Below are 22056 nucleotides of genomic sequence, written 5' to 3'. Positions count from 1 at the left end.
TAAAGCCTCCTCCGGTTGCCAGCGAAGCTTTCATCCCAAAGGACCTTTCCATGTCTATGTTCACCGCGGTCGAAATGGCGCCGCGCGACCCGATCCTCGGCCTCAACGAGCAATTTGCAGCCGACACCAACCCCCTCAAGGTCAATCTCGGCGTCGGCGTGTATTACGACGACAACGGCAAGCTGCCCCTGCTCCAGTGCGTGCAGGCCGCAGAGCAGAACATGATGAAGGCCCCCTCGGCCCGCGGCTACCTGCCGATCGACGGCATCGTGGCCTACGACAACGCCGTCAAGGGCCTGGTCTTCGGCACCGACAGCGAACCCGTCACCTCGGGCCGCGTGGCCACCATCCAGGCCATCGGCGGTACCGGCGGCCTGAAGGTCGGCGCCGACTTCCTCAAGAAGCTCAACCCCAACGCCACGGTGCTGATCAGCGACCCGAGCTGGGAAAACCACCGCGCGCTGTTCACCAACGCCGGCTTCACGGTCGAGAGCTACCCCTACTACGACGCCGCCCAGCGCGGCATCAACTTCGACGGCATGCTGGCCGCCCTGAACGCAGCGCCGGCCGGCACCATCGTCGTGCTGCACGCCTGCTGCCACAACCCGACCGGCTACGACATCACGCCCGAGCAGTGGGACCTGGTCGTTGCTGCCGTGAAGGCCAAGGGCCTCGTGCCTTTCCTCGACATGGCCTACCAGGGCTTCGGCTACGGCCTCAAGGAAGACGGCGCGGCGGTCGCCAAGTTCGTCGACGCCGGCCTGACCTTCTTCGTCTCGACCTCCTTCTCCAAGAGCTTCAGCCTGTACGGCGAGCGCGTCGGCGCCCTGTCGGTGCTGTGCGAGAGCAAGGAAGAAGCCGGCCGCGTGCTGTCGCAACTCAAGATCGCCATCCGCACCAACTACAGCAACCCGCCGATCCACGGCGGCGCCGTGGTGGCCGCGGTGCTCGGCAACCCCGAGCTGCGCGCCCTGTGGGAAAAAGAACTGGGCGAGATGCGCGTGCGCATCAAGGCCATGCGCCAGAAGCTGGTCGACGGCCTCAAGGGCGCCGGCGTGAAGGAAGACATGAGCTTCATCACCACCCAGATCGGCATGTTCAGCTACTCGGGCCTCTCCAAGGACCAGATGGTTCGCCTGCGCAACGAGTTCGGCGTGTACGGCACCGACACCGGCCGCATGTGCGTCGCCGCGCTCAACAGCAAGAACATCGACTACGTCTGCGCGTCGATTGCGAAGGTCATCTAGGTGACAACCGGGTGTGAGTGAATCGACTTTTTGACGATTCGTTCACATTCGGCCACAGAAGGCGAATCCAGCCCGCTCGGGGCTAGGGTTCGGCCCCCTGCGCCGCGGCAAATGCACTGATATATTGCACTGCAACATCCACTCAAAGACCCGCGATGCTCTATCAACTCTACGAAGCCCAGCGTTCCCTGATGGAGCCCTTTTCGGACTTCGCCCAGGCCGCCTCCAAGCTCTACGGTCCCGGTGCCGTCTGGAGCCAACTGCCGATGGCACAGCGCATGGCCGCCGGCTATGACCTGATGTACCGGCTGGGCAAGGACTACGAGAAGCCCGAGTTCAACATCAAGTCGGTCAAGGTCGAAGGCGAAGACGTCGTCATCCAGGAGGCCGTCGAGCTCGACAAGCCTTTCTGCGAACTGCGCCGCTTCAAGCGCTTCACCGACGAACCCCACATTCTCAAGACGCTCAAGAGCCAGCCCGTGGTGCTGATCGTGGCGCCGCTGTCGGGCCACTACGCCACGCTGCTGCGCGACACTGTGCGCACCATGCTGCAGGACCACAAGGTCTACATCACCGACTGGAAGAACGCGCGCCTGGTGCCGCTGTCCGAAGGCGAGTTCCACCTCGACGACTACATCAACTACGTGCAGGAGTTCATCCGCCGCCTGCAGGCCGAGTACGGCAACTGCCACGTGGTGAGCGTGTGCCAGCCCACCGTGCCCGTGCTCGCGGCCGTGTCGCTCATGGCCAGCCGCGGCGAGGCGCTGCCCCTCACGATGACCATGATGGGCGGCCCGATCGACGCGCGCAAATCGCCCACGGCGGTCAACAACCTCGCGACCAACAAGAGCTTCGAGTGGTTCGAGAACAACGTGATCTACCGCGTGCCGCAAGGCTTCCCGGGCGCGGGCCGCAAGGTCTACCCGGGCTTCCTGCAGCACACGGGCTTCGTGGCCATGAACCCCGACCGCCACGCCACCAGCCACTACGACTACTTCAAGGACCTGATCAAGGGTGACGACGCCAGCGCCGAAGCCCACCGCAAGTTCTACGACGAGTACAACGCCGTGCTCGACATGGACGCGGACTACTACCTCGAGACCATCCGCACCGTGTTCCAGGACTTCGACCTGGTCAACGGCACCTGGGACGTGAAGAACCCCGCCGGCCAGGTGGAGCGCGTGCGTCCGCAGGACATCCACGCCACCGCCCTGCTCACCGTCGAAGGCGAGCTCGACGACATCTCCGGCTCGGGCCAGACCCAGGCCGCGCACAGCCTGTGCACCGGCATCGCCGATGCCAAGCGCGAGCACTACGAAGTCAAGGGCGCGGGCCACTACGGCATCTTCAGCGGCCGCCGCTGGCGCGACCTGGTCTACCCGAAGGTGCGCAACTTCATCGCCGCCAGCGACGAGCCCCAGCGCCGCGCCGGTGCGCGCGAAGCGCTGCCGGCCGAAGACCGCGTCAAGCCGGGCCAGAAGCTGAAGGTCGTGGCAACCGCCGCGGCCCGCAAGACGCCGGTCGCCGCCAAGAAGGCGGTCGCTGTGAAGGCCGCGCCGGCTGCCGCGAAGGCACCGGCCGCAAAGAAGAAGCCCCGCGCCAGCGCCACGCGCTGAGCTGCGCGCATCCCCCACCGTGAACGGGCTGGCCGCACGCATCAACGACGCACTGCCTCAAACGCAGTGCACACGGTGCGGCTACCCCGATTGCGCGGGCTACGCGCAGGCCATCGCCGACGGCAAGGCCGACATCAACCAGTGCCCGCCGGGCGGCGCCGAGGGCATCGAACGCCTCGCGCTGCTCACGGGCCGCACCGCACAACCACTCGATCCGCAGTTCGGCACCGAAGGCCCGCGCGCCATGGCGGTCATCGACGAAGCCTGGTGCATCGGCTGCACGCTCTGCCTCGACGCCTGCCCGACCGACGCGATCATCGGCATCAACAAGCGCATGCACACAGTGATCGAGGCGCACTGCACCGGATGCGAGCTGTGCATTCCGGTCTGCCCGGTCGATTGCATCTCACTCGAAGTCGAGACACCAGGCCGCAGTGGCTGGCAGGCGTGGTCGCAGGCGCAGGCCGAGGCCGCACTGCAGCGCTACAAGCTGCACGCCCAACATCGCGACACCGCGAAGCGCGAGGCCGAACCGGCGCCCGCCGCCGCCGAACCGCAAGCCGCCAACACGCGCAAGCGCTCCATCGTCGAAGCCGCGCTGGCACGTGCCCGCGCCGCCGCCGAACAACGCGCCACCAAACCATGACCCTCGACACCCTGCTGATCTACGCCGTCGCCTCGCTCGCCCTGGCGGTAATTCCCGGCCCGACCATGCTGCTGGCGCTGTCCAACGGCATCGACGGCGGCATGCGCCGCGCCAGCTGGGGCATTGCAGGCGCGTCGCTCGGCAGCGTCTCGCTGATCGCGGTCGTGGCGCTCGGGCTGGGCTCGCTGCTCGCGGCTTCGGAATGGCTCTTCAACGCGATCCGCGTCGCGGGCGTGGCCTACCTGGTGTGGCTCGGCATCAAGCTGTGGCGCAGCGAAGCGACCGACCTGGGCACCGCGCTGGCCAAGTCGGCCATCGAGGTCCGTCCGCACGGTCGCATTGCGCTCGTGCGCAGCCTGATGGTGGCGCTGTCGAACCCGAAGACGGTGCTGTTCTTCGCCGCCTTTCTGCCCCAGTTCATCGACACCGCCAAGCCCCAGGGCATGCAGTACCTGGTGCTGGGCGCGATCTTCGTCGTGCTCGACACCTGCGTGATGCTGGCCTATGCCGGCGCCGGGACACAGGCCGTGCGCTGGCTCTCGCGCCGCGGCCTCAAGGTGCTCAACCGCAGCTGCGCCGTCGGCATGTGGCTACTGGCCGCCACCCTCGCCTTCTGGCGTCGCCCGGCCTGAGCCTCGTCGAACTCAGCCCTTGTTCGGGCGCTTGAAGAGCAACAGCAGCACGCCCGCCAGCACCACGCCCACGGCGTACCACTCGAAGCGCGTGACGGTCTCGTGGGCGATCCACACGCCCAGCAGCATCGCGATCACCGGATTGACGAAGGTGTAGCTCGCCGCCAGCCCGGCCGGCGCCTGCGCGAGCAGCACCATGTAGGCGTTGAAGGCAATCAGCGAGCCGAACACCACGAGATAGACCCACGCCCCCAACGCCACGGGTTGCGGCGGCCAGCTCATCGTTTCGCCCGACACCGCGGCCAGCACCATCAGCACCACGCCGCCGCACAGCATCTCGCTCGCGAAGCCCATCGCGCCGGGCGCCAGCGGCAGGCTGCGCTGGCTCAGCACGCTGCCGAGCGACCAGCACACGCAGGCCACGCAGATCGCGATCAGCCCCTCGGGCGAGGCCTTGAAGCCGCTGCCTTGCGTGAGCATCAGCACGCCGGCCAGTCCGAGCGCAATGCCGGCCGCTTCGAGCCGCGCCGGCTTCACGCCCCAGATCAGGTTCAGCAGCGCGATGAGCAACGGAATGACGGCAATGAACGCCACCACCAGCCCCGAGCCGATCGACACCTCGGCCAGCGCCGTGCCGCCCATGCCGCCGCCGAGCATCAGCGCACCGACGACCAGCGCATTGCGCCATTGCAGGCGCGTCGGCCAGGGCGTGCCGCGCCAGCGCATCCACGCCGCCAGCAGCACGCCCGCGACCAGGAAGCGCGAGCCCATCTGCAGGAACGGCGGAAAGCTGATCAGCGCGTACTTGATGGCCAGGTAGGTCGAGCCCCAGACCACCCAGGTGGCGGCCAGGCAGAGCCAGAGCAGCGGCGTCAGCCGGGGGCGCGACGAAGCAGGCGCGGCCTGCGCAGTTGGTGCGAGTGTCGACATGGCGAGGGTGTCTCTTCTTGGTATGTGGTGCTCGTCATGGTATGAAAGCCCCTGCCCGGCAGCCATGCGAATTTCATGGTTCTGCTCGCACTGCACCGTCGATTTAAAGGACTTCCATGGATTTCACCTTGACCCCCACGCTGGACGCCCATGACACCCGCATCCTGGCCGAACTGCAGGCCGACGCCCGCCTGAGCATGGCCGAGCTGGGCCGTCGCGTGCACCTGAGCCAGCCGGCCGTGACCGAGCGCGTGAAAAAGCTGGAAGCCGCCGGCGTCATCACCGGCTACCGCGCGACCGTGAACCTCACGCGGCTGGGCTACGGCATCCGCGGGATCATCCGCGTCGGGCGGGCCGACTACGACCTCGTGGTGAAGCTGGTGCAGGAAACGCCCGAGTGCGTCAACGCCTACAACGTGACCGGCGAAGACAGCTGGATCCTCGAGATCGCGGTGATCGACGTGCCGCACCTCGACGCCGTGCTCGCCAAGTTCTGCATCCTGACCGAGACCGCGACCTCGATCATCCTGAACCCGGCGCGCGAGCACCAGCCGATGCTGCCGCCGCAGCGCGCCGACGTGAAGCCGCCGGTGCGCAAAGCGCTCAGCGCGTAGCGGCGAGCGCGTTGAAGGCCGTCACCACCTCGGGTGGCGCCTGCACCATCTCGACCAGCACGCCCTCGCCCGAAATCGGGAACTCGTCGTTGGCCTTGGGATGCAAAAAGCAGATGTCGAAACCCGCCGCGCCCGTGCGGATGCCGCCCGGCGCAAAGCGCACGCCCTGCGCCGTGAGCCATTCGACGGCCTTCGGCAGGTCGTCGATCCACAGGCCGACATGGTTCAGGGGCGTGGTGTGCACCGCTGGCTTCTTTTCAGGGTCGAGCGGCTGCATCAGGTCGACCTCGACCTTGAACGGGCCGCTGCCCATCGAACAGATGTCTTCGTCGACGTTCTCGCGCTCGCTGCGGAAAGTGCCCGTCACCTCGAGCCCCAGCATGTCGACCCACAGCTTCTGCAGCCGCAGCTTGTCGGGGCCGCCGATGGCGATCTGCTGGATGCCCAGCACCTTGAAGGGACGCGGCGTCGTCATGCGCAGCCGCCTTCTTCGACTTGCTCCTGCGTGCGGTGCGAGCGCAGGCCGAGCTTGCGCAGCAGCTGCACGTCGGCATCGGCGTCGGGGTTGCCGGTAACGAGCAGCTTGTCGCCGTAGAAGATCGAGTTGGCGCCGGCCATGAAGCACAGGGCCTGCACCGCCTCGCCCATCTGCTGGCGGCCGGCCGACAGGCGCACGCGCGCGGTCGGCATGGTGATGCGCGCCACGGCGATCATGCGCACGAAGTCGAAGGGATCGACCGGCTCCGAGTCGGCCAGCGGCGTGCCGGGCACGCGCACCAGGCTGTTGATCGGCACCGATTCGGGGTACGGGTTCATGTTGGCGAGCTGCGCGATCAGCCCGGCGCGGTGCACCGGCTGCTCGCCCATGCCCACGATGCCGCCGCAGCACACGCTGATGCCGGCGCTGCGCACGGCGGCCAGCGTGTCCAGGCGGTCCTGGTAGGTGCGCGTGTCGACCACGTCGGTGTAGTACTCGGGCGCGGTGTCCAGGTTGTGGTTGTAGTAGTCCAGGCCGGCCGCCTTGAGCTGCTGCGCGTGGTGCGGCTCCAGCATGCCGAGCGTGGCGCAGGTCTGCAGGCCCAGGCCCTTCACGGCCTCGACCAGCACCGCCACCTTCTCGACGTCGCGGTCCTTGGGCGCACGCCAGGCGGCGCCCATGCAGAAGCGCGTGGCACCGGCGTCCTTGGCGGCCTGCGCGGCGCGCACCACCTCGTCGACCTCCATGAGCTTCTGCGCTTTCACGCCGGTGTCGAACTCGGCCGACTGCGGGCAGTAGCCGCAGTTCTCGGGGCAGCCGCCGGTCTTCACCGACAGCAGCGTGGCCAGCTCGATGTCGCCTTCGGGGAAATGCCGGCGGTGCACGGTCTGCGCCTCGAACAGCAGTTCCATGAAAGGCTTGTCGAGCAGCGCCTGGATCGCCTCGACGGACCAGGGGCCCTGGGGCGTCGCCACGGCCTTGGCCGGGCGGTGCAGCGTGATTGCTGCCTGTTGCAGGTCGTTGGCACCCATCAGTTGAACTCCAGAATGATTTGGTCGACGGCGAGCGATTCGCCCTTGGCCGCCGATATCTTGCCCACCACGCCATCCTGCGCGGCGAACAGCACGTTTTCCATCTTCATGGCCTCGATCACGGCCAGCTTCTCGCCGGCCTGGACCTGCTGCCCCGGCTGCACCGCCACCTCGACCAGCAGGCCCGGCATCGGCGACATCAGGAACTTGCTGAGGTCGGGCGGCGCCTTGTAGGGCATCAGCTCGAGCAGGCGCGCGCCCAGCGGCGACAGCACCATGGCTTCGATCTGCGTGCCGTCGTGCGACACGCGCAGCGCCAGCGGGTTCTTGCCCGCGCCGCGCTCCACCTGCGCCGTGAACGGCTTGCCGTTGACGGTGCCCTGCACGCGCGCCGCGCCCAGCGCGAAAGCGCTGTCGATCTGGTAGCGCTTGTCGCCCACCGTGACGCTGCTGGCGCCGGTCTTGCCCTGGAAGTCGCTCACCGACACCGCGTGCTGCACGTGCTTGCCCTCGGGGCCCAGCTCGACCACCACGAACTTCTCGCCCACCTTCACGCCGTGGCCCGCGAGCTGCCCGGTGATGCCCGAGGCGCGCGCACGGTAGCGGCGGTTGACGAAGGCGGCCAGCGCCACCAGGAACGACGGATCGGCGTGCGGCACGTCTTCCGCATGGAAGCCCTTGCCGTAATGCTCGGCGATGAAGCCGGTGTTGAAATCGCCCGCCACGAACTTGGGATGCGCCAGCAGCGCGGCCTGGAACGGAATGTTGCTGCTGATGCCACGGATCACGAAGCCGTTGAGCGCCTCGCGCATGAGGGCGATGGCCTCGGTGCGGTCCTTGCCGTGCACGATGAGCTTGGCAATCATCGAGTCGTAGTACATCGGGATCTCGCCGCCGTCGTACACGCCGGTGTCCACGCGCACGCCGTGCAGGTGGCCGGTGTCGCTCGCGAACATGCTCTCGGCCGGCGGCTGGAACTTCACCAGGCGGCCCGTCGACGGCAGGAAGTTGCGGAACGGATCTTCGGCGTTGATGCGGCACTCGATGGCCCAGCCGTCGCGCTTCACGTCGGCCTGCGCCAGCGGCAGCTTCTCGCCGGCCGCCACGCGGATCATCAGCTCGACCAGGTCCAGGCCGGTGATGCACTCCGTCACCGGGTGCTCCACCTGCAGGCGCGTGTTCATCTCCAGGAAGTAGAAGCTCTGGTCCTTGCCGACCACGAACTCCACCGTGCCCGCGCTCTGGTACTTCACGGCCTTGGCCAGCTGCACCGCCTGCTCGCCCATCGCCTTGCGCGTGGCGTCAGTGATGAAGGGCGACGGCGCCTCCTCGATCACCTTCTGGTGGCGGCGCTGGATGGAGCACTCGCGCTCGTTCAGGTAAATGACGTTGCCGTGCGAATCGCCCAGCACCTGGATCTCGATGTGGCGCGGCTCCTCGACGAACTTCTCGATGAACACGCGGTCATCGCCGAAAGAATTGCGCGCTTCGTTGCGGCACGAGGTGAAGCCCTCGAAAGCTTCCTTGTCGTTAAAGGCCACGCGCAGGCCCTTGCCACCGCCGCCGGCCGAGGCCTTGATCATCACCGGGTAGCCGATGTCCTTCGCGATCTCGACGGCGCGCTCGGCCGTCTCGATGGCGTCGTTCCAGCCCGGGATGGTGTTGACCTGGGCTTCGTTCGCGAGCTTCTTCGAGGCGATCTTGTCGCCCATCGCCGCGATCGAGTAGTGCTTCGGGCCGATGAAGGCAATGCCCTCTTCCTCGACCTTGCGCGCAAAGGCTTCGTTCTCCGACAGGAAGCCGTAGCCCGGGTGCACGGCCTCGGCGCCGGTCTGCTTGCAGGCCGCGATGATGCGGTCGGCCTGCAGATAGCTTTCGCGGCTGGGCGCGGCGCCGATGTGCACGGCCTCGTCGGCGAGCTCGACGTGGCGGGCTTCCTTGTCGGCGTCGGAGTAGACGGCGACCGTGAGGATGCCCATCTTCTTGGCCGTTTGAATCACACGGCACGCGATTTCACCGCGATTGGCAATCAGGATCTTCTTAAACATTTGTGGTCTCCGCGGTGAAACCGCCGCACGCTGCGCGTGCCAGGCAATTTGACTTCGTCGCTGCGCCGCTGCGCGGCTGGTCGCCTCGGTTGGCGATCAGGATTTTCTTGAACATTTTCTTCTTCTCCGTGCGGCTCACAGGGGGATGTTGCCGTGCTTGCGCCACGGGTTCTCGAGCTTCTTCTCGCGCAGCATCACGAGCGAGCGGCAGATGCGCTTGCGCGTTTCGTGCGGCAGGATCACGTCGTCGATGTAGCCACGCGCGCCGGCCACGTACGGGTTGGCAAAGCGGGCCTTGTACTCGGCCTCGCGGGCGGCGAGCTTCTCGGGGTCGTTCTTGTCTTCGCGGAAGATGATTTCCACCGCACCCTTGGCACCCATCACCGCGATCTCGGCGCGCGGCCAGGCCAGGTTGACGTCGCCGCGCAGGTGCTTGGAGGCCATCACGTCGTACGCACCGCCGTAGGCCTTGCGCGTGATGACGGTGATCTTCGGCACCGTGCACTCCGCGTACGCATAGAGCAGCTTGGCGCCGTGCTTGATGATGCCGCCGTATTCCTGGCCGGTGCCGGGCATGAAACCGGGCACGTCGACGAAGGTGACGACGGGGATGTTGAACGCATCGCAGAAGCGCACGAAGCGCGCGGCCTTGATGCTGCTCTTGATGTCCAGGCAGCCCGCCAGCACCAGCGGCTGGTTGGCCACGATGCCGATGGTCTGGCCTTCCATGCGCGCGAAGCCGATCACGATGTTCTTCGCATAGTCGGGCTGCAGCTCGAAGAAGTCGCCGTCGTCCACCACCTTCAGGATCAGTTCCTTGATGTCGTAGGGCTTGTTCGGGTTGTCGGGCACCAGCGTGTCCAGCGAGTAGTCGGGCCGGTCGGCCGGGTCGCCCTGGCCGCCGTTGCCCAGGCGCACCGGCGGCTTCTCGCGGTTGTTCAGCGGCAGGTAGTTGTACAGGCGGCGCAGCATCATCAGCGCCTCGACGTCGTTCTCGAACGCCATGTCGGCCACGCCGCTGCGCGTGGTGTGGGTGATGGCGCCGCCGAGCTCTTCGGCCGTCACGCTCTCGTGCGTCACGGTCTTCACCACCTCGGGGCCGGTGACGAACATGTAGCTGCTGTCTTTCACCATGAAGATGAAGTCGGTCATGGCGGGCGAGTACACGGCGCCGCCGGCGCACGGCCCCATGATCATGCTGATCTGCGGCACCACGCCCGAGGCCATCACGTTGCGCTGGAACACGTCGGCATAGCCGCCCAGCGACGCCACGCCTTCCTGGATGCGGGCGCCGCCCGAATCGTTCAGGCCGATGACCGGTGCGCCGACCTTCATGGCCTGGTCCATCACCTTGCAGATCTTTTCGGCGTGGGCTTCGCTGAGCGCGCCGCCGAAGACCGTGAAGTCCTGGCTGAACACGAACACGAGGCGGCCGTTGATCATGCCGTAGCCGGTGACCACGCCGTCGCCGGGGATCTTCTGCTCGGCCATGCCGAAGTCGACCGAGCGGTGCTCGACGAACATGTCCCATTCTTCAAACGTGCCGTCGTCGAGCAACAGCTCGATGCGCTCGCGCGCCGTGAGCTTGCCCTTGGCGTGCTGCGCGTCGATGCGCTTCTGCCCGCCGCCGAGTCGCGCCTGGGCGCGCTTCTTTTCGAGTTGTTCGATCAGTTCTTGCATGGTGTGCTTCCGAAGCTGTGGTTCTGGATTGCTGGGAGAGTCTTGTGGGGGCCGAGGTGTCACACCCGGGCGGTGATGGCTGCCGCGGCGAGCAGCTGGCGCGCCGCCGTCGAGGCCGGCAGGCTGCCTTGGGCCACCTGCTGCGTGAGCTGCGGCAGCAGCTCGCGCACCTGCGCATGGTGGCGAAACGCCTGCTTGAGCCCGGCGTCGATGCGTTCCCACATCCACGCGGTCGCCTGTTTTTCGCGGCGCTTCGCGAGCTTGCCGTTGGCGGTCTGCAGTGTCTTGAATTCGAGCACCGCGTCCCAGAAGGCGTCGACGCCGGTGCCGGCGAGCGCGCTGAGCTGCAGCACCTTGGGCAGCCAGAAGCGGCGCTCCACGCCGCTGTGCGCGTCGTGCACCGCATGCGCATGGTCGGGGTTGCCCTGGTGGCCGAAGAGGCGCAGCGCCGAGGTGATCTGGGCCTGCGCGCGCGTGGCGGCGTCGCGGTCGATGTCGGCCTTGTTGATGGCGACCAGGTCGGCCAGCTCCATCACGCCCTTCTTGATCGCCTGCAGGTCGTCGCCCGCGTTGGGCAGCTGCAGCAGCACGAACATGTCGGTCATGCCGGCCACGGCCGTTTCGCTCTGGCCCACGCCGACGGTCTCGACGATCACGATGTCATAGCCCGCGGCCTCGCAGACCAGCATGGCCTCGCGCGTCTTCTCGGCCACGCCGCCGAGCGTGCCGCTCGACGGGCTGGGCCGGATGTAGGCGCGCTCGTGCACCGACAGGCGCTCCATGCGCGTCTTGTCGCCGAGGATGGAGCCGCCCGACACGGTGGACGATGGGTCGATGGTGAGCACGGCCACGCGGTGGCCCTTGCCGATCAGCAGCAGGCCGAGCGTTTCGATGAAGGTCGACTTGCCCACGCCCGGCACGCCCGAGATGCCCAGGCGGAACGACTGGCCGGTGCGCGGCAGCAGCGCCGTGAGCAGTTCGTCGGCCTGCGCACGGTGGTCGGTGCGCGTCGATTCGAGCAGCGTGATCGCCTTGGCGATGGCACGCCGCTGCACCATGCCGTCGGTCGCGGCAATGGCGCGTTCGAGGGTCTGCACGGTGCCGCTCATCCGCAGGCCAGCTCCGTGCAGCGCCATCGGTAGTGCAGGTCGACGCCCTCTTCGCCCTCGAGCACGAAGCCGTGGCGCAGGTAGAAACGGTTGGCGTCGCTCTGCACGAGCGCGGTGAGCTTGATGTCGCGGCGCTGTTCGCGCGCCTGGGCCTGCGCCCAGTCGATCACCCACTCGCCGATGCCCAGGCCCTGGAAGCCGGTGCGCAGGTAGAGGTGATCGAGCCGCAAGGCATCGGCCCCTTCGGGCTTGAGCGTGACGAAGCCCACGCGCTGGCTGCCGTCGAGCACGATGTGGTGCATGAAGGGCACCACGAAGCCCGCGCTCAGGCGTTCGCGCGAACGCGCGGCATCGAAACGGCCGACACGCTCCAGGCTCGGGCGCATCGCATCGATGCGCAGGGCCAGCATGTCTTCGAAATCATTGGAGTCCACCGGCTGCAGGGACAGCCGTGGCAGAAGATCGCCCACGATGTACCTCGACCGATCAGGCCGCGACGGCCGCGCGGATCTGCTCCAGCACGTCCTTGGCGCTGGCCGGAATGGGCGTGCCCGGGCCGTAGATGCCCTTCACGCCGGCTTCGTAGAGGAAGTCGTAGTCCTGGCGCGGAATCACGCCGCCGACGAACACGATGATGTCGTCCGCGCCCTGCTTCTTCAGCTCGTTGATGATGGCCGGAACCAGCGTCTTGTGGCCGGCGGCAAGCGTGCTCACGCCCACGGCATGCACGTCGTTCTCGATGGCCTGGCGCGCGCATTCTTCGGGCGTCTGGAACAGCGGGCCCATGTCGACGTCGAAGCCGAGATCGGCGAACGCGGTGGCGACAACCTTCGCACCCCGGTCATGCCCGTCTTGCCCGAGCTTGGAAATCATCACGCGCGGGCGGCGGCCTTGTGCTTCGGCGAAGTCGTTGATCTCGGTCTTGAGCGCTTCCCAGCCTTCGGCCGAGTCATAGGCGGCAGCGTACACACCGGTCACCTTTTGCGTGTCGGCGCGATGGCGGCCGAATGATTTTTCGAGGGCGTCCGAAATCTCGCCGACGGTGGCGCGCGCACGCACCGCATCGATGCTCAGCGCCAGCAGGTTGCCGGTGTTGTTTTCGGCGGCTTCGGTGAGCGCGTCGAGCGCGGCCTGCACCTTGGCGTTGTCGCGCGAGGCGCGAATGCTCTGCAGGCGCGCCACCTGCTGGTCGCGCACCTTCACGTTGTCGATCGACAGGCTGTCGATCGCGTCTTCGGTCTTGAGCTTGTACTTGTTGACGCCGACGATCACGTCCTTGCCGGAGTCGATGCGCGCCTGCTTCTCGGCGGCGGCGGCTTCGATCTTGAGCTTGGCCCAGCCGCTGTCGACGGCCTTGGTCATGCCGCCCATGGCTTCGACCTCTTCGATGATGGTCCAGGCGGCGTCGGCCATGTCCTGCGTGAGCTTTTCCATCATGTAGCTGCCGGCCCAGGGATCGATCACGTTCGTGATGTGCGTCTCTTCCTGGATGATCAGCTGCGTGTTGCGCGCGATGCGCGAGCTGAACTCGGTGGGCAGCGCAATGGCTTCGTCGAGCGCGTTGGTGTGCAGCGACTGTGTGCCGCCGAACACCGCGGCCATCGCCTCGATGGTCGTGCGCACCACGTTGTTGTACGGGTCCTGCTCGGTGAGGCTCCAGCCCGAGGTCTGGCAGTGCGTGCGCAGCATCAGGCTCTTGGGGTTCTTGGGGTTGAACTCTTTCATGATGCGGCACCACAGCAGACGCGCCGCGCGCATCTTGGCCACTTCAAGATAGAAGTTCATGCCGATGGCCCAGAAGAAGCTCAGGCGCCCGGCAAAGCCGTCGACGTCCAGGCCCTTGGCCAGCGCGGTCTTCACGTATTCCTTGCCGTCGGCCAGCGTGAACGCAAGCTCCAGCGCCTGGTTGGCGCCGGCTTCCTGCATGTGATAGCCGCTGATCGAGATCGAGTTGAACTTCGGCATCTTCTGCGCCGTGTACTCGATGATGTCGCCAATGATCCGCATGCTCGGCGCCGGCGGAAAGATGTACGTGTTGCGGACCATGAACTCCTTGAGGATGTCGTTCTGGATGGTTCCGCTCAGCTGGTCTTGCGCCACGCCCTGCTCTTCGGCCGCGACCACGTAGCCCGCCAGCACCGGCAGCACCGCGCCGTTCATCGTCATCGAGACGCTCACCTTGTCGAGCGGGATCTGGTCGAACAGGATCTTCATGTCCTCGACCGAATCGATCGCCACGCCGGCCTTGCCGACGTCGCCGGTCACGCGCGGATGGTCGCTGTCGTAGCCGCGGTGGGTGGCCAGGTCGAAGGCCACGCTCACGCCCTGCCCGCCGGCGGCCAGCGCCTTGCGGTAGAACGCGTTCGATTCTTCGGCCGTCGAGAAGCCGGCGTACTGGCGGATGGTCCAGGGACGCACCGCGTACATCGTGGCCTGCGGGCCGCGCAGGTAGGGCTCGAAGCCGGGCAGCGTGTCGGTGTACTTCAGGCCTTGCAGGTCGGCCGCGGTGTACAGCGGCTTGACGCTGATGCCGTCGGGCGTGATCCAGTTCAGCGCATTCACGTCGCCGCCGGGCGCCGACTTGGCGGCGGACTTGGCCCAGGCGTCGAGATCGGCCGGCTTGTAGGTGGGTTCGGGTGTGCTGCTGCTCATGGAAGGCGCCGCTCCAGGCGGTGGTCTGACGGGATTCGCAAGATCGCTTGCACGGATTTGCAAGCCGTTCGCGAGTCTAACCCATCCGTAATTATTAATTCAAACGCATTTTTTGAAGTACAGTGCAGCCCATGTCCGCCGTCACCCTGACCCCCCGCGCCCTCTATGAAGAGGTGGCCGAGCTCCTGCGCCAACGGATCTTCCGCCGCGAGCTGGAGCCCGGCAGCTGGATCGACGAACTCAAGCTGGCCGAGGAATACGGCATCAGCCGCACCCCCCTGCGCGAGGCCCTGAAGGTGCTGGCCGCCGAAGGCCTGGTGACGATGAAGGTGCGCCGCGGCGCCTACGTCACCGAGGTGTCGGAACAAGATTTGGCCGATGTGTACCACCTGCTCTCGCTGCTCGAAAGCGACGCCGCCGGCGTGGTGGCCGAGCGCGCCACCGACGACCAGCGCGCCGAGCTGAAGGCGCTGCACGCCGAGCTGGAAGCCGCCGCCGCCCCCGGCAAGGAAGACCGCGAGCACTTCTTTGCGGTGAACGAGCGCTTCCACATGAGCCTGCTGGCCATTGCCAACAACAAATGGCGCGACCAGATGGTGGCCGACCTGCGCAAGGTGATGAAGCTGAATCGCCACAACTCGCTGCTGAAGGCGGGGCGCATTGCCGAATCGCTCGCGGAGCACCGCGCGGTGATGGCGGCCATCGAGGCGCGCGACGCCGCCACGGCCATGGCGCGCATGCGCGAGCACTTCCTCAACGGCCTCGAAGCCGCGGTCTGACCTCCCCCCCAGGCTGCGCGCACTTCGTGTCGCTTCGCCAACCCCCTTCCGGGGGCGACGCCTGCGGCCCGGCAGAGCCGGTTCCGCGGCGTCCCACGAGAGGGCCTGCGCCTGCGGCGCGGCCTCGTTCAATCCAGAGTGAGGGTGCCGGCTTCGGTGGCGATGCGGTGGGCGATTTCCAGCATGCGGGGGGCGACGCGGGTCAGCATGGTCTCCCTCGGCAGCAGGTAGGCGGGGCCGCCGCAGCTGACGCCGTAACGCTCGCCGCGCGGGCCTGCGAGCGCGAAGCCCAGGGCGTGGATCTGGGGGTTCCATTCGCCGAAAGAGGTGCAGTAGCCCAGGCGGGCGTGCTCTTCGAGGCTGGCGATGAGGCGCGGCTCGATGGCGTGCCAGTTCTCGCCGGTTTCGAGCCGGATCTGCTCCAGCAGTGCCGACTGCTCAGGCCCGGGCAAGGCGCCGATGTAGGCGCGGCCGGAAGCAGAGGTGGCGATCGACATGCGCGAGCCGACGTCGATGCGGGAGCTGATGAGCGCCGAGCGCGGCCGCAATGAATCGATGACCAGCATGTCGAGGTCGTCGCGCACCGCCATGTGGATGCTGGCGCCCGACAGCTCAGCCAGGTTGCTGAGGTGCGGACGCGCCAGCGACCGCAGGTCGAAATTGCGCAGGTAGCGGCTGCTCATGTCGAGCAGCACCGGCCCCAGGCTGAAGCGCTCGCTGTCCTGCGACTGCCGCAGGTACCCCGCACCGACCAGCGTCGCCGTGAGGCGCGACACCGTGGCCTTCGGGATGCCGGTGGTGTCGGCCAGTTCCCGGTTTCCGACGGGTGCCGCTGACATCCCGATGACCTTCAGCAACGACAACCCCCTGGCAAGCGCACTGACTTCTTCCTTGCCGCCCACAGCTTCACTCATAAGACAGAACCTTTTTCTTGTTTCCCTGACCGTCTTATTCTTGAACAAAAACACGTGCTTGGATCACACTTGTTGTTGCATTGTCATGAAACTGTATTCCATCGCACGTCAACTTCACTCAATTGTGCTGACTGTCTACAAAGTCGGTAGCGACGGCGAAGGGATTCAGGCGGCTTGGGCGGCGACGGGTTCGTGCGCCAGCGCCATCACTTCGTGCGGCGGGCGGGTCTTCAGGCGATGGTCGCTCCAGACCTGGCGCCAGCGGCGCGCGCCGGGCAGTCCGTTGCGCAAACCCAGCATGTGGCGCGCGATCGACCACCAGTTCGTGCCGTGCTCGGTCGCCTCGCGCACCATGTAGTCGCACATCTGCGCCTCGATGTCTTCGCGCGTGAGCGTCTGCGGGGCCTCGCCGTAGAACTCGGCGTCCCACTCGGCCAGCCACCAGGGGTTGTGGTACGCCTCGCGGCCGATCATGGCGCCGTCGAGCAGCCGCAGGTGCTCGTGCACCTGGGCGTTGGTGGCGATGCCGCCATTGATCGAAAACTGCAGCGACGGAAAGTCGTGCTTCAGGCGGTGCACCAGCGCATAGCGCAGCGGCGGAATCTCGCGGTTCTGTTTCGGGCTCAGGCCCTGCAGCCAGGCGTTGCGCGCATGGACGATGAAGGTGCCGCAGCCCGCCTCGCTCACCGCGCCGACAAAGTCGCGCACGAACTCGTAGCTCTCGATCTTGTCGATGCCGATGCGGTGCTTCACCGTGACCGGCACATCGATCACGTCGACCATCGCCTTCACGCAATCGGCCACCAGCTGCGGCTCGTTCATGAGGCAGGCCCCGAAAGCGCCGCGCTGCACGCGCTCGCTCGGGCAGCCGCAGTTCAGGTTGATCTCGTCGTAGCCCCACTCCTCACCGAGCTTCGCGCAATGCGCGAGGTCGTTCGGCTCGCTGCCGCCGAGCTGCAGCGCCACGGGGTGTTCTTCGGCATGAAAGCGCAGGTGACGCGGCACGTCACCGTGGATCAGCGCGCCGGTGGTCACCATCTCCGTGTAGAGCAGCGCATGGCGCGTCATGAGGCGGTGGAAGACGCGGCAATGCCTGTCGGTCCAGTCCATCATGGGAGCGACGGAGACGATTTTCTCTTTTAAATTCAACAACTTAGCGTTATCATTCATACACTTAGAACCCCTCGTGTGCACGCTCGTGTGCACTCCAAAACGCCCGAATACGCCCTATTTCGCCCTGTCAGTGCACACATAGCGCACACGAAATGCCCACCTTCAAGCAGCTTCCGTCCGGCAACTGGCGCGCGCAAGTCCGCCGCAAGGGTGTCTATGCGAGCGAAACCTTTCGACGGCACAAGGACGCCCAGGAATGGGCTCTCGCGACCGAGCGCCGCATCGATCTGGGCGAGCCTGCCACCCGTTCAAAGGTCAAGGACCCGACCACCTTCGGCGATCTGATCGATCTGCACGTCACCGACATGAAGGAAGTGCTGAGGGCGCCTCGGCGCTCCAAGGCCTTCACCCTCGATGCGCTGAACACAAAGCTGGGCAAGCTGAAGCTGAAGGACCTCACGCGTGAACGGCTCATCCAGTTCGGCAAGGACCGCGCCAAGGAAGGCGCCGGCCCCGTCACCATTAGCATGGACATCGGCTACATCAAACTGGTAGTTTCTCACGCGGCGGCCGTCCACGGGGTTCGTGTTCAGGTGGAGCCCATCGATCTGGCCCGCATCGCGCTCAAGCGCCTGGGCTTGGTCGGCAAGGGGCGGGAACGGGACCGGCGCCCTACCCTCGACGAACTGCAGGCGCTTGCCGACTACTTCGCCAGCAATTCACGCCAGATCATCCCGCTGGGGCGAATCATGCGCTTCGCCGTCGCCACCGCGATGCGCCAGGACGAGATCTGCCGAATCCGATGGGAGGACATCGATGCCAAGGCTCGTACCGTGATCGTGCGTGACCGGAAGGATCCGCGGGACAAGAACGGCAATGACCAGAAGGTGCCATTGCTTGATGTCACGGGATTCGATGCCTGGGCCATTCTCGAGGAGCAGAAACCGTTCTCCGGCAACAGCAGCTTGGTCTTTCCGTATAACGGCCGCTCTGTCGGGACCGCTTTCCGGAGGGCCTGCAAGGAACTGCGCATCAAGGATCTCAAGTTTCATGATCTGCGTCATGAAGCTGCCAGTCGTCTCTTTGAGGCGGGATTCACCATCGAACAGGCTGCGCTGGTGACTGGGCACAAGGATTGGAAGATGCTCAAGCGATACACCCATCTGAGGCCAGAGCACCTGCGCGGCGTCAGGCCAAAGCACATTCCACCATCGCTTGACCTACCCACTGGCCCCACGCCTGCAGACATCGCTTTGGGTGCGTGGACCAACCCGGAGGGCCGTGCCCCCCAAGCCAACTCAACCCACGCCTCGCAAGTTGCAACACCACATCACGAACATGAAGCGCTCAGCCTGAGCGCTTCAATCTAGTTTGACTTCGGATCGTGCCACTTCAGCAGACGCCCTTCTATCGATCACACCTGGCCGACTTGCACCAAGTTCTACTTGCCCATGAAATCACACGGGCCTACCTGACCGGCACGCGCGTCAGGTTTGATGGCGTTGAACTGGGACCAACAAACAGTTTTGACTTCGCTTTCGGTACGTTGTCGACGCTGGAGTTCGTCCACCTGTTCTCCGTTTTCGACGGCAGCCGCGTGCACGGGCAGGCCGAGAGACAGCCGGGGCGCGACGATGCGCCGCCAGGCATGTACTTCACGGTGATCAACGCCAAAGTCATTCAGGCAGGCCACAAGAACAGATTGGGGATCTTCAGTGAAGAGACTGGCACTGCAGGTCTCTTCATCGAGGGCATACACATCGACCACTTTTTCCTTGACAAGCACCAGACGCCCCACGGCCTGGGCGCCATTGCGTTCACCTTGGGTGCCATCACCGCCCATCTGGCCGGTTTGGCCCAAATATCACTGATTGCTGCGGGCGGCAAAGGGTTCCAGGAGCGCCATGTCGGGTTCAAGGTATGGCCGAAGCTTGGCTTTGACGCTGCGCTCTTGCCCGACGAGCAGCGCAGCGCGCCGCACCTGCAGGGCTGTCAGACCGTTCAGGATATTTTGGACGCCGATCCGGCGTGGTGGGAGGCGGAAGGGTCACAGCGGCTGATGACCTTCGATTTGCGGCCTGGCAGCAGGTCTTGGCGCAAACTGCTAACCTATACGAGTGAGAAATTCTCTGTCGGAGGTCCCCATGACTAGCCCCACAGCCATCAGAAAGCCCGCAAAGGCAGCGAAGGCCGCGCCCGGCCGGGTTTTCAATGTCTCAAGCAAGGGCATCCCGCGCGTGACCACTCAAGTCAAGGCAAAGATTGAAGCCGCTGCAAGATCAACAAGCAGCAAGCGCCGTAAATTTCCTGAGTTAATCACGGACTCTGATTTGTAGCTCGAGTGTGCGAGGCACGCAAAGCTCACCACAACTGGGTACCTAACTGCTGACAGCCTGCTCTTGAAAAGAGAGTGGGCTTTTTTTATGGCGCATTGGTCGCGGAGATTTTTGCTATAGGTACGGCTCCAGATTTAGCCAGCCTCAACTCGCGCAGAGGCAAGACTCTCGAGTTGCGCCGCCGCGGCGGGATTTCGAACGCGACGGCGAAAGCTTGCGCATCGGCGTGACTGGTCAGCTGATCGTGGTGCAGATCGCGCAGCGGCAGATCTTTCGGTCGATGCGGCTATGGCCGGTGCCAGCATGATCTACCTGTTCGAGCACTGGCTGGGGCCTCAACTCGACAGCGGTGCGCTCGAGCCGATCCCTGAATCCCCGTGGCTGCGGTTCTCCGGCCCCTTTTCTCTACTACCCCGGCCGCCTGCTGCCGGCGCCGCCAAGGGCTTTGTGGACTTCATACAAAGCGCGTCCTGATTGTTCGCCCTGGGGGTCGCTCCGTTGCGCATTGGTTCTGGAATTCCTGACGACCACACCGATACCAAAAGCGGCTACGCCGAGTAGCTACTCTGCAGGTGCAGCCGGCGCCACCGATGCACCGTCGATCCGATGCCTCCGCAGCGCATCCGCCACGAAGCCCGAACCCTTCATGTTTTCCACGAAGCCCCGCAGCACTTCTGCCGCGTCGGCGCCTCGCGTCTTCGGCGTTCCCATGGCCTGGCGGATCACCATGAAGCGGCCCGGCAACAGGCGAAGCCCTGCGTGCGTGCGGCTGTCTGCTTCGAGTTGCTGCCTCACGCCGGCAGCTACGTCCAGGTTCTGCTCGAGGAAGGTCTGGACCACCGTGGGCGAAGTCGGCGCGCGCACGATTTGCGCGCGCTTGAGTTCACGGGTCAGATAGAGGTCGTAGGCACTTCCTTTGCCGACCGCCACCATCGTCCCTTCGCGGTCGACCTCGTCGTTGTGCTGCAAGGGCGAATCCTCTCGAACGAGATAGCTGCCCTCGATCAACACATAGGCCTCGGTGAATGCGATCTCGGCGCCGCGAACCGGATCGATCGCGAAGAAGCCGATGTCCGCCTGTTCGTTGGCCACCGCTTCGACCGACTTCCCCGCGGCATCGAACACCACCAGTTCCAGCGGCACGCCAAGGCGTTCAGCGAAGGCGCGCGCCAGATCCACGGAGACGCCGGCGGGCGCGCCGGTCGCCTTGTCCGCATTGGCAAGGATCGGGTTCCCCAGGTTGATCGAGGCGCGCAATGCGCCGGTGGGTGCAAACGCCCGGACGATGGCAGGATCGATGGTCATGGAAGCTAGGTCTTGAGGATGCTGCTGATCTTGGCGAGATTGCGCAGCGTGCTTGAAAGGTGCTGGTGCATGGCCTTCGAGGCTTCGTCGTTGCGGCCGCGCTCGAGCAGATCGAGCAGGTGCAAATGCTGCTGGCAATGCTCCTTGTAGCGGCTGCGATCCTGCATCGAGCGGTACGACAGCAGCCGGCGCACGCGGTTGACGCGGCGGATGGTGTCGATGAAGAACGCGTTGCCCGAGCCCTCGACCAGCGATTCATGGAACCGCACGCCGCGGTCGTGCAGCTGATCGGCGGTGTCGGTTTCGATACCGCCTTCGAGCAGGTGCTTTTCCGCCGCGCGGCAGCGCGCAATCACCTGCGGCGACAGGTGGTAGTTCGGCTCCAGCAGCGCAGCGGGCTCGAGCGCAAGGCGAAGGCGATACGACTGCAGCAGGCTGTCGGCCGTGGTCAGCATCGACGAGAACACCCAGCCGTAACCGGGCTTTTTTTCGGCCCAGCCCTCGTTGGCGATGCGCCCGAGCACCCCGTTCAGCTGCACCGGCGTCAAGCCGTAGCGCTGCTTGAGGAGCGCTTCGGAGAACTCGTCCGGAAGCAGTCCCCTCAGCCGGTCGTCGGCGATGCGGAAATACACCTCCGTCACCACGTCAGCCTCTTCGAGGCCCAGCTCCCCGGCCAGCGCCCTCGCCTCGCTGCCGATCGGCTTCACCAGGAAGTAGCCGCGGTTGGGCTGCCGCATGAGCACGCCCTTCTCAGCCAGGAGCGACAGCGCTTCGTTGACCGGTGAGCGCGACACCCGGAGGCGGTCGGCGAGGAGCTGCGCAGGCAGATGGGTGCCCGCCGGCATGGCGTCGGCCTGGATCAGGTCGAGGATCTGAGAGGGAATGGATTGGTCGGTCCGCATGGGGCCGGATTTTCCCGCGAATCC

General features: G+C 65.8%; 22 protein-coding genes. 10 read left to right on the top strand and 12 right to left on the bottom strand.

The annotated features are described in order from the left end of the window. Positions 1-50 precede the first annotated feature (50 nt). The 4 genes from GFK26_RS21905 (at position 51) to GFK26_RS21890 (ending at position 4141) form a co-directional block, all read left to right on the top strand. Positions 51-1247 (top strand): amino acid aminotransferase, encoded by a 1197-nt coding sequence (locus GFK26_RS21905; protein ID WP_153283847.1) that lies wholly within the window; start codon positions 51-53, stop codon positions 1245-1247. A 155-nt stretch (positions 1248-1402) separates the two neighbouring features. After that, positions 1403-2863, top strand: coding sequence for a polyhydroxyalkanoate depolymerase (locus GFK26_RS21900; protein WP_153283846.1), 1461 nt, complete (start codon positions 1403-1405; stop codon positions 2861-2863). A 19-nt stretch (positions 2864-2882) separates the two neighbouring features. Further along, positions 2883-3509: an RnfABCDGE type electron transport complex subunit B gene (locus GFK26_RS21895; RefSeq protein ID WP_153283845.1), complete on the top strand. Its 627-nt coding sequence runs from the start codon at positions 2883-2885 to the stop codon at positions 3507-3509. Continuing rightward, positions 3506-4141 carry a LysE family translocator gene (locus GFK26_RS21890; protein WP_101490007.1) on the top strand — a complete coding sequence of 212 codons (636 nt, stop codon included), beginning with the start codon at positions 3506-3508 and terminating at the stop codon, positions 4139-4141. Before GFK26_RS21895 ends, GFK26_RS21890 begins: the two co-directional genes overlap by 4 nt. Positions 4142-4153: 12 nt before the next feature. Here the strand turns inward: GFK26_RS21890 and yedA are convergent, their stop codons facing one another. Next, entirely contained in the window at positions 4154-5071 is a 918-nt protein-coding gene (yedA, locus tag GFK26_RS21885) for a drug/metabolite exporter YedA (RefSeq protein WP_153283844.1), read from the bottom strand. A 116-nt stretch (positions 5072-5187) separates the two neighbouring features. On the opposite strand from yedA, the gene GFK26_RS21880 reads away from it, so the two are divergent. Then, positions 5188-5685 carry an Lrp/AsnC family transcriptional regulator gene (locus GFK26_RS21880; RefSeq protein WP_062473217.1) on the top strand — a complete coding sequence of 166 codons (498 nt, stop codon included), beginning with the start codon at positions 5188-5190 and terminating at the stop codon, positions 5683-5685. Here GFK26_RS21880 and GFK26_RS21875 read toward each other — a convergent pair. The 7 genes from GFK26_RS21875 to scpA all read right to left on the bottom strand — a co-directional run bounded on the left by GFK26_RS21875 (position 5675) and on the right by scpA (position 14683). Then, positions 5675-6160, bottom strand: coding sequence for a VOC family protein (locus GFK26_RS21875; RefSeq protein WP_153283843.1), 486 nt, complete (start codon positions 6158-6160; stop codon positions 5675-5677). The genes GFK26_RS21880 and GFK26_RS21875 overlap by 11 nt on opposite strands. After that, positions 6157-7194 (bottom strand): biotin synthase BioB, encoded by a 1038-nt coding sequence (bioB, locus tag GFK26_RS21870; protein WP_153283842.1) that lies wholly within the window; start codon positions 7192-7194, stop codon positions 6157-6159. The genes GFK26_RS21875 and bioB overlap by 4 nt, the downstream gene beginning before the upstream one ends. Continuing rightward, positions 7194-9242, bottom strand: a complete 2049-nt coding sequence (gene accC, locus GFK26_RS21865) for an acetyl-CoA carboxylase biotin carboxylase subunit (RefSeq protein WP_153283841.1) — start codon at positions 9240-9242, stop codon at positions 7194-7196. Before accC ends, bioB begins: the two co-directional genes overlap by 1 nt. Before the next feature lie 135 nt (positions 9243-9377). Beyond that, positions 9378-10922 (bottom strand): acyl-CoA carboxylase subunit beta, encoded by a 1545-nt coding sequence (locus tag GFK26_RS21860; RefSeq protein WP_153283840.1) that lies wholly within the window; start codon positions 10920-10922, stop codon positions 9378-9380. A gap of 59 nt (positions 10923-10981) precedes the next feature. Then, positions 10982-12031 (bottom strand): methylmalonyl Co-A mutase-associated GTPase MeaB, encoded by a 1050-nt coding sequence (meaB, locus tag GFK26_RS21855; protein ID WP_153283839.1) that lies wholly within the window; start codon positions 12029-12031, stop codon positions 10982-10984. Next, on the bottom strand, positions 12028-12501 hold the full coding sequence (locus GFK26_RS21850) for a GNAT family N-acetyltransferase (RefSeq protein WP_099790209.1): 474 nt from the start codon (positions 12499-12501) through the stop codon (positions 12028-12030). Before GFK26_RS21850 ends, meaB begins: the two co-directional genes overlap by 4 nt. Before the next feature lie 16 nt (positions 12502-12517). Beyond that, positions 12518-14683 (bottom strand): methylmalonyl-CoA mutase, encoded by a 2166-nt coding sequence (scpA, locus tag GFK26_RS21845; protein WP_153283838.1) that lies wholly within the window; start codon positions 14681-14683, stop codon positions 12518-12520. A gap of 131 nt (positions 14684-14814) precedes the next feature. On the opposite strand from scpA, the gene GFK26_RS21840 reads away from it, so the two are divergent. Next, positions 14815-15462: a GntR family transcriptional regulator gene (locus tag GFK26_RS21840; RefSeq protein WP_101490001.1), complete on the top strand. Its 648-nt coding sequence runs from the start codon at positions 14815-14817 to the stop codon at positions 15460-15462. 128 nt (positions 15463-15590) lie between these two features. On the opposite strand, the gene GFK26_RS21835 is transcribed toward GFK26_RS21840, so the two are convergent. Then, positions 15591-16376, bottom strand: a complete 786-nt coding sequence (locus tag GFK26_RS21835) for an IclR family transcriptional regulator (RefSeq protein ID WP_153283837.1) — start codon at positions 16374-16376, stop codon at positions 15591-15593. A gap of 165 nt (positions 16377-16541) precedes the next feature. Further along, on the bottom strand, positions 16542-17546 hold the full coding sequence (gene dusA / locus GFK26_RS21830; protein WP_153283836.1) for a tRNA dihydrouridine(20/20a) synthase DusA: 1005 nt from the start codon (positions 17544-17546) through the stop codon (positions 16542-16544). Positions 17547-17641: 95 nt separating this feature from the next. Here dusA and GFK26_RS21825 point away from each other — a divergent pair, with 95 nt between their 5' ends. The 4 genes from GFK26_RS21825 to GFK26_RS34340 all read left to right on the top strand — a co-directional run bounded on the left by GFK26_RS21825 (position 17642) and on the right by GFK26_RS34340 (position 20299). Next, the gene (locus GFK26_RS21825) at positions 17642-18859 is read left to right on the top strand and encodes a site-specific integrase (RefSeq protein WP_153283835.1); all 1218 of its coding nucleotides are present in this window, start codon (positions 17642-17644) and stop codon (positions 18857-18859) included. Positions 18860-18918: 59 nt separating this feature from the next. After that, positions 18919-19641: a hypothetical protein gene (locus tag GFK26_RS21820; protein WP_228121740.1), complete on the top strand. Its 723-nt coding sequence runs from the start codon at positions 18919-18921 to the stop codon at positions 19639-19641. Beyond that, the gene (locus GFK26_RS21815; protein ID WP_153283833.1) at positions 19634-19825 is read left to right on the top strand and encodes a hypothetical protein; all 192 of its coding nucleotides are present in this window, start codon (positions 19634-19636) and stop codon (positions 19823-19825) included. The genes GFK26_RS21820 and GFK26_RS21815 overlap by 8 nt, the downstream gene beginning before the upstream one ends. A 303-nt stretch (positions 19826-20128) precedes the next feature. After that, positions 20129-20299, top strand: coding sequence for a hypothetical protein (locus GFK26_RS34340; protein WP_228121739.1), 171 nt, complete (start codon positions 20129-20131; stop codon positions 20297-20299). Positions 20300-20386: 87 nt separating this feature from the next. Here the strand turns inward: GFK26_RS34340 and GFK26_RS21805 are convergent, their stop codons facing one another. Both GFK26_RS21805 and GFK26_RS21800 read right to left on the bottom strand, forming a co-directional pair. Further along, entirely contained in the window at positions 20387-21130 is a 744-nt protein-coding gene (locus tag GFK26_RS21805; RefSeq protein ID WP_153283832.1) for an ABC transporter substrate-binding protein, read from the bottom strand. Positions 21131-21135: 5 nt separating this feature from the next. Further along, the gene (locus tag GFK26_RS21800; RefSeq protein WP_153283831.1) at positions 21136-22032 is read right to left on the bottom strand and encodes a GntR family transcriptional regulator; all 897 of its coding nucleotides are present in this window, start codon (positions 22030-22032) and stop codon (positions 21136-21138) included. Positions 22033-22056 lie beyond the last annotated feature (24 nt).

The organism is Variovorax paradoxus (assembly GCF_009498455.1).
In the GTDB taxonomy this organism is placed as follows: domain Bacteria; phylum Pseudomonadota; class Gammaproteobacteria; order Burkholderiales; family Burkholderiaceae_C; genus Variovorax; species Variovorax paradoxus_H.
The sequence above is the reverse complement of the archived record's forward strand: the minus strand, read 5'-3'. Positions and strand labels throughout refer to the sequence as shown.